Source organism: Pseudomonas californiensis, assembly GCF_021147775.1.
GTDB lineage: Bacteria > Pseudomonadota > Gammaproteobacteria > Pseudomonadales > Pseudomonadaceae > Aquipseudomonas > Aquipseudomonas californiensis.
In genome coordinates this window covers 83256-94202 of sequence record NZ_JAGTPK010000021.1, presented here as the reverse complement: position 1 = coordinate 94202, position 10947 = coordinate 83256, and the positions used below count along the sequence as shown (strand labels likewise).

16 protein-coding genes are annotated in these 10947 nt (G+C 55.7%); 15 read left to right on the top strand and 1 reads right to left on the bottom strand.

Features of this window, described 5'->3' with window-relative positions:
* Window positions 1-105: 105 nt before the first annotated feature.
* The 9 genes from KDX37_RS19710 to KDX37_RS19670 all read left to right on the top strand — a co-directional run bounded on the left by KDX37_RS19710 (window position 106) and on the right by KDX37_RS19670 (window position 5607).
* Window positions 106-552 carry a hypothetical protein gene (locus tag KDX37_RS19710; RefSeq protein ID WP_231654380.1) on the top strand — a complete coding sequence of 149 codons (447 nt, stop codon included), beginning with the start codon at window positions 106-108 and terminating at the stop codon, window positions 550-552.
* Between the two features lie 622 nt (window positions 553-1174).
* Window positions 1175-1510 (top strand): LbetaH domain-containing protein, encoded by a 336-nt coding sequence (locus KDX37_RS29815; RefSeq protein ID WP_406646041.1) that lies wholly within the window; start codon window positions 1175-1177, stop codon window positions 1508-1510.
* A gap of 259 nt (window positions 1511-1769) precedes the next feature.
* The gene (locus tag KDX37_RS19700) at window positions 1770-2471 is read left to right on the top strand and encodes a DUF3053 domain-containing protein (RefSeq protein WP_231654378.1); all 702 of its coding nucleotides are present in this window, start codon (window positions 1770-1772) and stop codon (window positions 2469-2471) included.
* A 170-nt stretch (window positions 2472-2641) separates the two neighbouring features.
* Window positions 2642-2839 carry a hypothetical protein gene (locus KDX37_RS19695; RefSeq protein WP_231654377.1) on the top strand — a complete coding sequence of 66 codons (198 nt, stop codon included), beginning with the start codon at window positions 2642-2644 and terminating at the stop codon, window positions 2837-2839.
* 105 nt (window positions 2840-2944) lie between these two features.
* Window positions 2945-3511 carry a GNAT family N-acetyltransferase gene (locus KDX37_RS19690; RefSeq protein ID WP_231654384.1) on the top strand — a complete coding sequence of 189 codons (567 nt, stop codon included), beginning with the start codon at window positions 2945-2947 and terminating at the stop codon, window positions 3509-3511.
* Between the two features lie 9 nt (window positions 3512-3520).
* The gene (locus tag KDX37_RS19685; protein ID WP_231654376.1) at window positions 3521-4144 is read left to right on the top strand and encodes a glutathione S-transferase family protein; all 624 of its coding nucleotides are present in this window, start codon (window positions 3521-3523) and stop codon (window positions 4142-4144) included.
* 64 nt (window positions 4145-4208) lie between these two features.
* The gene (locus KDX37_RS19680; RefSeq protein ID WP_231654375.1) at window positions 4209-4634 is read left to right on the top strand and encodes a DUF3830 family protein; all 426 of its coding nucleotides are present in this window, start codon (window positions 4209-4211) and stop codon (window positions 4632-4634) included.
* 124 nt (window positions 4635-4758) lie between these two features.
* Complete coding sequence (locus tag KDX37_RS19675) at window positions 4759-5202, top strand: hemerythrin domain-containing protein (protein ID WP_231654374.1); 444 nt, start codon at window positions 4759-4761, stop codon at window positions 5200-5202.
* A 48-nt stretch (window positions 5203-5250) separates the two neighbouring features.
* Entirely contained in the window at window positions 5251-5607 is a 357-nt protein-coding gene (locus KDX37_RS19670) for a 2-oxoacid ferredoxin oxidoreductase (RefSeq protein ID WP_231654373.1), read from the top strand.
* Window positions 5608-5693: 86 nt separating this feature from the next.
* On the opposite strand, the gene KDX37_RS19665 is transcribed toward KDX37_RS19670, so the two are convergent.
* Window positions 5694-6281, bottom strand: a complete 588-nt coding sequence (locus tag KDX37_RS19665) for a hypothetical protein (protein WP_231654372.1) — start codon at window positions 6279-6281, stop codon at window positions 5694-5696.
* A 348-nt stretch (window positions 6282-6629) separates the two neighbouring features.
* On the opposite strand from KDX37_RS19665, the gene KDX37_RS19660 reads away from it, so the two are divergent.
* The 6 genes from KDX37_RS19660 to KDX37_RS19635 all read left to right on the top strand — a co-directional run bounded on the left by KDX37_RS19660 (window position 6630) and on the right by KDX37_RS19635 (window position 10936).
* Complete coding sequence (locus KDX37_RS19660; RefSeq protein WP_231654371.1) at window positions 6630-7481, top strand: transporter substrate-binding domain-containing protein; 852 nt, start codon at window positions 6630-6632, stop codon at window positions 7479-7481.
* A 64-nt stretch (window positions 7482-7545) separates the two neighbouring features.
* Window positions 7546-8208 carry an amino acid ABC transporter permease gene (locus KDX37_RS19655; protein WP_231654370.1) on the top strand — a complete coding sequence of 221 codons (663 nt, stop codon included), beginning with the start codon at window positions 7546-7548 and terminating at the stop codon, window positions 8206-8208.
* A 12-nt stretch (window positions 8209-8220) separates the two neighbouring features.
* Window positions 8221-8883: an amino acid ABC transporter permease gene (locus tag KDX37_RS19650; protein ID WP_231654369.1), complete on the top strand. Its 663-nt coding sequence runs from the start codon at window positions 8221-8223 to the stop codon at window positions 8881-8883.
* Complete coding sequence (locus KDX37_RS19645; protein WP_231654368.1) at window positions 8880-9689, top strand: amino acid ABC transporter ATP-binding protein; 810 nt, start codon at window positions 8880-8882, stop codon at window positions 9687-9689. Before KDX37_RS19650 ends, KDX37_RS19645 begins: the two co-directional genes overlap by 4 nt.
* Window positions 9690-9711: 22 nt before the next feature.
* Window positions 9712-10098, top strand: a complete 387-nt coding sequence (locus tag KDX37_RS19640) for a RidA family protein (protein WP_231654367.1) — start codon at window positions 9712-9714, stop codon at window positions 10096-10098.
* Between the two features lie 73 nt (window positions 10099-10171).
* Window positions 10172-10936 carry an IclR family transcriptional regulator gene (locus tag KDX37_RS19635; RefSeq protein ID WP_231654366.1) on the top strand — a complete coding sequence of 255 codons (765 nt, stop codon included), beginning with the start codon at window positions 10172-10174 and terminating at the stop codon, window positions 10934-10936.
* The last annotated feature ends 11 nt before the right edge of the window (window positions 10937-10947 follow it).

Sequence of the window (10947 nt, the reverse complement as noted above, 5' to 3'; positions counted from 1 at the left end):
GAGGATTACGAAGCCTTGCTGCCGTGGAACTGCGAACCTCGACTTCACAGCTAAGCGCTTTACCTATCTTTTGCCAGGTGGGGTTTATGGAGCGCTTACAATGTAATGAGCTATCGCGAGCAAAGCGACGAACATGAAGAGCAATTCCAGCAGGCAATTGCAGCTCAGCTTGGTCTTACTGTGGAAGAACTGGACGAGTGGGTGATATCGGAGGAAGAGGAGTTTACTGATGACGGCGTGTTGGTCAGTCATTTCGTTGAATTCGACAAGAAGACCCCCTCGAGTATTCTGGCTCGGGTTGGCTTGGCGCCGGATGGCCCGAAAGTGAAGTACTTGGCACCCTGCATTATTCCGGATGATAACGTTCCTCGCCCGCGAACTGCAGAGGCCCCAGCACCTTTGAAAGAAAACAGCGTAACGCAGCAGTATCCCTCGTCGTTTCCCAAAATCATGAAGTGGCTGCTGGTCAGTTTGTTAGTCGCCGTGGGGGCAGGCGTGGCAACGGTTGCATGGATCATGCATACGTTGGGGCCGATGCCTTCTTTTGGCTGACTGTATGTGGCAGTAAGGCAACGTGTTATGCCGCTTCCTGATCTGACCAGCAGCAGATCCATCTCGTTACTGCTGTCACTGAAAGAGCAGCGAGACTTCATCGGGCAGGTATTAGCGTCCATGAAGCGGTTGGGACAGGAATAAAAAGCCTGACGTTTGGCCGGGTTGTTCTTACTTGCAGGTTCCGCCTTTATGGTGGGAACCGGTGCCCCCGGTCGGATGTGTGCCCTTCGGGCATGCCGAAGCAGAAACTGAAACGATCGAAAGCAGTGCGACAAGTCCAGCGATAGCTATCTTTTTCATGGAGCCTCCTTGCGCTGCGGGATGCAGATACCAGGCTATCGGCTACAAGCTGGCCCTCTTTAGGGAGGCGAAGCCAATCACCAATGGCTGCGCTACCAGAGAGCACGTCGTCACTCGACGGTTCAGTACCATTGGCGATTGATTTCTATGTCCATACGGCGAAGTTGTCTACACAGTTAAATGCATCCAGGCATGCATTAGCTGCGTGGACCCACCCGCAACTTAATGGTGCCGGGAGAATTCAATGAACTCACCTGAGCTCAGCACGTTTGTTGCTCGGTAGCCCTTGCCGGGGCTGTTACCCGATGCCGCATGGTGGATGTATCGAGACTGCGAAAACCAAACTTTGAGCTTGCTGTCAGGCCTGGGTGCGGATTATCGACGCCATGGAAACTGTGCCGTCCACGAAAGTGCGTTGTGGAGCATGGAACTGTATCGAAGGGGTACGATTATCACTGGAGATGGACCATTTGTGGCAGCGGGAGCGTACCTGCGTGGAGGGCTTTATCTCGGAACCAATTGCATCGTGGGCCCAAACTGCGAAATAAAGAACAGCGTCATACTCAGCGAAAGCAAGCTGGAACACGTTGATTTTGTAGGCGAGTCCTTGATTGGCCATATTTCCTCCTCAGCCTTGTGGCTTACCTGCAGCTAAACACTTCTAGATAACCTCGGATCGTTCCCATTGTAGCTGCGCGCACCCACAAACGTTTTTCTTCAAAACGATGCATCGGTTTTTCCAGCCTTGCCTGATAACTGTTACTCATGTGTCGGTCTGAACGATACCTGCTGACTGTCCGCAGTTTTCCATCCCCATCACGGAACTACACGATGTCATTACGAGCCTATAAGGCCTCGTTCAGCACGGCTCGGCCGGTGAACGTGCATCCCTATGGTTTTTGGAGTTTTATGACATGAAGTCTTTTTTTCATCCTGGCTTGCTGCTGGCGATTGCTTTTCCCTTGGTGTTGGCCGGTTGCGGTGACAAGGAGCCGGAGCAGCGCGCTGCGTTTACCCAGTTTCTGCAGACTCGTATCGTCGACAAGCCTGGCGTGCGCGTTCCGACGCTCACGGACGACGAGAAAAAGTCGTTTGGCGACTACACCACGCATTACGCAGTGATCTCCGATTTCAATTCAGGTATGGACGCTTCGGTTCAGCCGTTGAACGGGCTGATGCAGAAGGGCTCTATTCGCTCCCTGAATGATGTCATTCAACATCGTGCAGACCTCAAGGCGGTGCAGGTCGGGCTTGACGAGATGGGCGCGAAACTGACCACCGAACAGGCCAAGGCGGACGCTGCACACGGTCAATTGAAGCAGCCTGATGATCTGAAAACTGTTTACGACAAGGCCTATGACAAGACGGTCAGTGTGCCAGCCAATACCTTTCGTGAAGTGCTGCCGCAGATCAACAGCACCTTCGAAAGCAGTTTGAAAATTGCGGACTACGTGGAAGCCCACAAGACGCAGATTGATATCTCGGGCTCTGTGGTGACCGTGAAAGACCCGGTCGTGCAGACTGAGCTCAACAAGATGCTGCAAGACCTGAACACTCAGGCCAGGAATCTGCAGCAGGCCCAGACCCGTCTGCAGTCTGTGATGTTGGGTCGATAACGCCAGCCGGCGAGCCCAATCGTCTGACAGCGCTGGTCTCAGGCCAGTGCTTCAGGCTAGGCCTGACGCGTTGCCTTGCTCTCAGATGGGGCACCGGTTGCGATTTCCTTTCTTCGGCCTAGTCTTCTTGTGGTGCTGACGTCTGTGTCAGGCCCTGAAGGAGGTGTGAAATGTCGAACGTCCCCCCGTTGTTTATTGATGAAGTGCTTGCCTGGGACAGCTTTGCTGCTGCAGCGCTGGGTGCGGCGATCAAGCAGGCCTCGTCGCCGGAGCAGGCGGTTGAAGCGGCTGCTGACATGGCTGACAAGCTGGTCAAGGAACGTGCGAAGCGTATCAAAGCAGCGAAAGAGCAGCTTTTTCAGCATTGAGCGGGGCGCTGGCCGGGCCAGGTTGATGGGCTGTCACCATCACGACCGGTGTAGGGTATGATCCGCCTCCCATTCTGGCGCACCCCGAGCGCCTGGCCGAATAAAATGACGGACCCTGACGCGCTGATAGTCGTGCTTCGCGACGCCTTGCCCGAAGATGCTTTGTGTCTGGGAGCGCTGGGTGCCCAGGTTTTTCTCGACACGTACGCGACGCAAGGTATTCGCGAAGCCATTGCGCATGAAGTGTTCGATGTGTTTTCGCCACAGGCGATGACACAGGCCATCACTCGACCCGCATGCATCCTGCTGATCGCCGAGTCGCGTGGGCATCTGCTGGGTTTCGCGCAGGTTGCGTTGGATACGGACCACGATATGCTGTGCACGCCCGGCGCAGCAGAGTTGCAGCGCCTCTATGTACAGGAACGCTTTACCGGAAAGGGCATAGGCCATCGCTTGCTTGAGGCCGCTGAACGACGTGCGGCCGACGCAGGTGCGATTGGTCTTTGGGCAACGGTCTGGGAGGACAACGTCAGGGCACTGGAATTTTATCCTCGTAAAGGCTACGTACTGAAAGGCGTGCCCCAGTATCTGTTTCAGGGCGAAATAGTTGGGAACTGTTTATTTTTCAAAACGCTGGTTGGCTCCGGCGCAAAAGACGTTGCTCTGCTATAAGGACGCTGAATGCTGCGCATACTTGGAAGAAGCTCATCAATCAACGTCAGAAAAGTGCTGTGGGCGTGTGAGGAGTTGTCGGTAACTTTCGATCAGGAAAACTGGGGCAGCGGCTTCAGGCCAACCGACTCTGCCGAGTTTGTCGGGTTGAATCCCAATACCATGGTCCCGGTAATCGTCGACGGCGGGTTTGTGCTCTGGGAGTCGAACAGCATCATTCGCTACTTGGCGAATCGCTATGATGGCGGTCATCTTTACCCGGTCGAGCCTCGCGCCAGAGCGCAAGTCGATCAGTGGATCGACTGGCAGAGCACCGAGCTGAATCGCTCGTGGAGTTATGCCTTCATGTCGCTGGTCCGCCGTTCCGTCGACTTCCAAGACCCTGGGGCGCTGGCCGAATCGTGTGCCGGCTGGACGCAAAACATGCAGATTCTGGATCGACAGCTAGAGCGCACTGGCGGGTACGTGAGTGCCGAGCACTTTACGCTGGCGGATATACCCATTGGGCTTTCGGTCAATCGCTGGTTTGAAACGCCGCTTGAACATCCTGATCTACCTGCTGTGAATGCCTATTACGAGCGCCTTAGCAACCGGCCTGGCTATTTGCTTTATGGCAGAAACGGAACCCCGTGACTTCTCCCGGTCCGCCCCAGTCTGTTTCACCATCCATTCCTGAATACCCGTAGGAGTCGTTGCCTTGACCACGATCAGAATTACCGCTGGCGGATACACGTTTCTGGCCGAAACCAACCCTGAAGCTCCGAAGACAGTCGCAGCTTTTCTGACGTTGTTGCCTTATCGGCAGAAGTTCATCCATGTTCGGTGGAGCGGAGAGGGCTGTTGGGTGCCGCTGGACGACTATCAACTGAAATTGGACGACATCTTGATCGGGTTCGAAAACGCGACCAGTCACCCTTCAGTGGGTGACATCCTGTTTTATCCGGGCGGTTACAGCGAAACCGAGATCATTCTGGCCTATGGTTCATGCTGCTTCGCCAGCAAGATGGGGCAACTGGCAGGCAATCACTTCCTGACCATCACCGAGGGTAAGGAGAACCTTCGCAAGCTGGGGGTCAAGACCTTGTGGGAAGGCGCTCAGGATGTGGTCTTCGACCTGGCGTGACTGTGCAGACAGCGGGCACTGATCAGGCAGTAGTAGTTTGCCAGTATTTTGGAACTGCTGATCTCCGTCGCGGGTCTAGTCAACAATGCTTCCAGCTCCTGGAAGCCGATCTGGAGACCCGTCCTTGAATATTTTCGAAGCATTACGCGAAAGTCATGACCGTCAACGCGGCTATGCCGATGCGTTGATCAAGACCAGCGGTGACTCAGAAGAACGCGCGCAGGCTTACAAACAGCTCAAGGAGGAGTTGCAGGCGCACGAGACTGCCGAAGAGCGCTTTTTCTACATTCCGTTGATGGCGCACGACAATGGCGTCGATTTGAGCCGCCATGCCATTTCCGAGCATCACGAAATGGACGAGATGATGGAAACGCTGGACGAAACCGAAATGTCGAGCCCGGCCTGGTTGGCCACGGCGAAGAAACTGTCGGAAAAAGTGCATCACCATTTGAAAGAAGAGGAACAAAAGTTCTTTCAGATGGCAGGCAAGCTGCTTGATGAAAAACAGAAGCAGGCGTTGGCCAGCGATTACGTCAAGGAATACGAAGAGCAATTGGCTGAGGGATGACATGCTGCGGCAATGCTAGAATCGAATTTTTATCGGCGAAGGCATGACATGAAGGTTCCGTTCTGGTTGATCGCAGCAGGGGTTTCGACAGCATTGGTGGGTTGCGCTGCACCCTCCAGTTCGGCCAGGTCGGCCGGGCCATTCAAGGTGCTGTCCAGCGCCAAGCAGGACGCTGCCGTTGCTCAATGCATCCAGGTGACCTGGCAGAACGAAGCCATGTTTGGCACGACTTCGGATGTGTTCATGCACAAGCTGTCGGGCGGTGGGTTTACTGTATTCACCACCGAAGCGCGTTACTTCGTCGACGTACACCAGCAAGGCCCGGCAACTGCCGTTGAGTTCTACGCGCCGCAGGGTGATCCGCAATCGTCGTTGCGCTCAGCGGCCATTGCAACCTGTCTTTGATGCATGATTGCTGATGCACGACAAAAGGCCCCGATCATTCGGGGCCTTTTGCCTTTCGGCGGTGATGTTCTATGGCACATGGGTGATCAAGGATTGGCAGTCAATGCTCTGATGATCTGCGGAGAGGCCAGCAAGTCTTTCAGGGCCTGCTTCCCGGAATCCTGAAAGTTTTGAATCTGCTCATCGTTCCTGGCGTGCTGCGTGCCCAGTACCTTGCCGTTCTCGTCGATGACCGAGGCATTCATGTCATAAACGAACTGCGTACTGAAGTAGGTATCGGTTTTCCATTCGTTGATCTTCAGCACCAGCAAGCGCTGGTTAGAGCTGCCGGCCTTGAGGGGCGGGTCGAACGTTTTGGCGCTGGCGACGATGTTGGAGTTGGCCAGCGCACTCAGCACTGAACGTTGAAGATCTGTTGCCAGTGCACTGCCGCTGACAGTACTCATGTCGAACGAGTTGTAGTAGGTGCCGCGCGTTACGCCAACGAAGGTGTTTTTCTTTTCTTCGGAGAGAACATAAGGGCGCATGTCATACACGGCAACGGCAACCGACTTGTCAGTCTTGATGTGCAGTTCTGGGCCCAGGGATGAGTAATCGACCTTGTTGCGTCCAAACGTACAGCCCGTAAGCGTCAGCACCAGAGCGGTGAGCAGAAGGGTTTTGATCTTGAACATCGTGTCTTCCTTGAGTGCTTGAAAGATGCCTCGTGCGAACGAGCGAATGCCCGCCTATCGGCTGTGATGCTGAAAACTGAAGATTCGTGTACCGGTATGGTTCAGCAATGTGCGCGTACGCACACTGTTGAGGCTTTGGCACCCATATGAGGTGATCCTTGGCTGCGATCCCGCAACTGCAAAGCGTTTTGGCAGATTCGCTGATTTTTCAGTTCATTGATTTGAATCGTCTTTTTTGGCCGGTGTTTTTCACTTGGCTTCTGTGGCACACTTTCTGCTGTCTATTCCGCTGTTACAAACCATTATCCGCTATAGCGGAATAACGAAAATATCAGCGGGGTTTATGTCATGCATCGCGGACCGTCTTTTCTGAAAATGTGTGCGTTTGTTCTTGCCGCTACTGCCGCGTTGGCCACTGCTGCGCAGGCGGCCGATGCGAGCAAGCTGGACGCCGTATTGAAACGTGGAAATCTCGTGGTAGGGACGGGTAGCACCAACGCGCCTTGGCACTTTCAGGGTGCCGACGGCAAATTGCAGGGTTTTGATATCGACATCGGCAGAATCATTGCCAAGGGGCTCTTCAACGATCCAGGCAAGGTTGAGTTCGTGGTGCAGTCTTCAGACGCCCGTATTCCCAACCTGCTGACTGACAAGGTCGACATCAGTTGCCAGTTCATCACGGTCACTGCCAGCCGCGCACAACAGGTTGCGTTTACCTTGCCGTACTACCGTGAAGGTGTTGCGCTGTTGTTGCCCGCCAACAGCAAGTACAAGGAAATCGACGACATCAAGGCCGCAGGCGACGGCGTTACCGTGGCAGTGCTGCAGAACGTGTACGCCGAAGAATTGGTGCATCAGGCGCTGCCCAAGGCCAAGGTCGATCAGTACGACAGCGTTGACCTGATGTATCAGGCCATTAACTCAGGCCGCGCCGACACCGCTGCGACCGATCAATCGTCCGTCAAATACCTGATGGTGCAGAACCCGGGCCGCTATCGTTCGCCGGCCTTTGCCTGGAGCCCGCAGACATACGCCTGCGCCGTCAAACGAGGCGACCAGGATTGGCTGAACTTCGTCAACACCGCTTTGCACGAGGCAATGACCGGCGTCGAGTTCCCCACCTATGCAGCCTCGTTCAAGCAATGGTTCGGTGTGGACCTGCCGGTGCCGTCGATTGGTTTCCCGATGGAATACAAGTAAGTCGAATCTGGCCTCTTCAAGGGCAGGGCAGGTCGAGAGGCCAGCCTTGCCAGGTACGCGAATCATGAATTATCAGCTGAACTTTGATGCCGTGTGGCGCGATTTTCCCAGTTTGCTGGCCGGGCTGGGCCTGGGACTTGAGCTGGCGTTGTTCTCGATTGCCATCGGTTGCGTAATCGGTTTGATGAATGCGTTTGCCTTGTTGTCGCGTTACAAAGCACTGCGCATCGTTGCGTCAATTTACGTGACGGTTGTACGTAACACGCCGATTCTGGTGCTTATCCTGTTGATCTATTTTGCGTTGCCCAGTCTGGGTATCCGCATGGACAAGCTGGCGTCATTCGTCGTCACACTGTCGTTATACGCTGGCGCTTATCTGACAGAAGTCTTCCGCGCCGGTCTGTTGAGTATTCACAAGGGGCAGCGAGAGGCCGGCCTGGCCATTGGTCTGGGCGAGTGGCAGGTCAGGGCGTACATCATCGTGCCGGTCATGCTGCGCAACGTATTACCTGCGCTGTCCAACAACTTCATCTCACTGTTCAAGGACACCTCGCTGGCGGCCGCGATTGCTGTGCCGGAGCTGACCTATTACGCACGCAAGATCAACGTCGAGAGCTACCGGGTGATCGAAACCTGGCTGGCGACCACCGCGCTGTATGTGGTCGCCTGTTATTTGATCGCCATGTTCTTGCGTGCCCTCGAACAACGTTTGGCCATTCGCCGCTAGGAGTTTGCCCCTATGTATCAAGCCCCTGGCTGGTTTCAGGAACTGTGGACGGCCCGTGAAGTGCTGTGGTCCGGTTTTTTGACCAGCATCCAGTGTTCGGCGCTGGCGATCGTGTTCGGCACGCTGATCGGTATGCTGGCCGGTCTGGTTCTGACCTATGGCGGATTTTTCGCCCGTCTGCCGATCCGGCTCTACGTTGATCTGATTCGTGGCACACCGGTGTTCGTGCTGGTGCTTGCAGTGTTTTACATGGTGCCGGCGCTGGGTTGGCAGATTAGTGCCTTTCAAGCAGGCGCCGTTAGCCTGACGCTGTTCTGTGGTTCTCACGTGTCGGAGATCGTGCGAGGTGCGCTGCAGGCCATTCCCAGCGGTCAGCTGGAAGCTGGCAAGGCCATCGGCTTGCGGTTCGGGCAGTCACTGCGCTACGTGCTGCTGCCACAGGCAATGCGCCAGATTCTGCCGACCTGGGTCAATTCGTCGACCGAGATCGTCAAGGCGTCGACACTGCTCTCGGTGATTGGCGTCGCGGAGCTGTTGCTCAGCACTCAGCAGGTCATTGCGCGTACGTTCATGACGCTGGAGTTCTACCTGTTTGCCGGTTTTCTGTTCTTTCTCATCAACTACGCCATTGAGCTGCTTGGGCGTCAAATCGAAAAACGGGTGGCCCTGCCATGACATCGACTCACACTGCGACCTCAACCCAGACCCGCACCGCAGGCCCTGCGCTGCTCAGCATTGAAGGGCTGCACAAGTCCTACGGCGCGGTAGAGGTGCTCAAAGGCGTCGATTTGCGCATGCAAAAGGGCAATGTCGTGACGCTGATCGGCTCAAGCGGATCAGGCAAGACCACCTTGCTGCGTTGCGTGAACCTGCTGGAAGAGTTTCAGGGCGGGCACATACGCCTTGACGGTCAGGACATCGGTTACAGCGATATCGATGGCAAGCGTACACGGCATCCTGAGCGCTTGATCGCTCAGCACCGCGCGATGACGGGCATGGCGTTTCAGCAGTTCAATCTGTTCCCGCACCTCAGTGCGCTGCAGAATGTCACGCTCGGCCTGTTGAAGGTCAAAAAAATGCCTAGGCATCAGGCGGTTGCACTGGCTGAAAAATGGCTGGAGCGGGTCGGTCTGTTGGCACGGCGCGACCACTTCCCCGGTCAGTTGTCAGGCGGGCAGCAGCAACGCGTAGCGATCGCACGGGCCATTGCCATGAACCCCAGCCTGATGTTGTTCGATGAAGTCACGTCGGCTCTTGATCCGGAACTGGTCGGTGAAGTGCTCAACGTGATCAAGGACCTCGCAGAAGAAGGCATGACTATGTTGCTGGTGACCCACGAGATGCGCTTCGCCTACGAGGTGTCCGACCAGATCGTGTTCATGAATCAGGGGCGTATAGAAGAGCAGGGCGCTCCCAAAACCCTGTTCGAGCAGCCGAAATCGGCGCGTTTGAGTGAATTTCTCAAAAACATTCGTTTCTAGATTTTTTCAAAAGGAGAACCCCATGAGTATTACCCGTTATGGCGCAGGCAGCACCGCTGGTGGTGGTCAGCCACGTCCATTTGCCCGTGCAGTCGAGGCCGATGGCTGGTTGCACGTGTCAGGTCAGGTACCGGCGCAGGACGGCGAGATCATCGTCGGCGGTATTGTCGAACAGACCCATCAGACGATGCGCAACCTGGTTGCGATTCTCGAAGAGGCCGGTTACGAGCTCAAGGACGTGGTGCGTGTAGGCGTGTGGCTTGAAGACCCTCGCGACTTCTGGAGTTTCAATAAGGTGTTCGGCGAATACTTCATGCCCGAGCACGCACCGGCGCGTGCTTGCGTGCAGGCCAGCATGATGGTCGACTGCAAGGTAGAAATCGACTGTATTGCTTACCGACGCAAGTAGCCGTTTCAGGCAATCCTGCGACAGCAGAGGGGTAAGCGTGCGGCGTGCAGTTTTCAACCAAGGACAGCATCACATGACTGAAGACACGATCAAGCGCCGGGCGCGTGGTCTGGACCGGGCGTTCGATATTCTGGATTTCCTCAAGGAAAAGGCCACGCCCATGCGGCCCAACGAAATTGCCAGCGGCATCGGCAGCCCCAAATCGACGGTGTATGAACTGGTCGCCTCGTTGCTGGAACGCAGGATTCTGGAGTCAGTGGGCAAGGACGGGCATGTCTATCTGGGCCGTCAGTTGTACTTTCTGGGCCAGGCGCATTTGCGGCATTTCGACTTTACCCGCGAGGCGGAAATCTGCCTGGGCGATATCGTCAGCCAAACGCGGGAAACCGCGCAGATGTGTCTGCTCAACGGGCGCAAGTATACGGTCGCGCTGATGAAGGAAGGCGAGCGGCATTTCCGGATTTCTTCGGACATTGGTGAAAACGCCCCGATTCCCTGGACGGCTTCCGGACGGCTGTTGCTCAGTCACCTGAGCGATCAGGAAATCGTCGACCTTATCGATCCCGAGGACTTCATCCTGCCAGGCGGCGAGCGTTTGCCGCTGGATACTTTCCTCCGCGAAATCCGCAACGCTGGCGAAGAGGGCTTCTTTTCCTTCGACAGTGTGGCGGACACCTTTACCCATTGCTTTGCCGCGCCGGTCAAGGACGAGCAGGGACGCTGTATTGCAACGCTGTGCATTGTCGCTCCGCGCGCCGATGCCAAGGCTCATTACTGCGACTATCGCCGAGTGCTGATCAACAGTGCCAATGGCCTGGCTCGCCGAATCAACGAATAACAGCTGGAGGT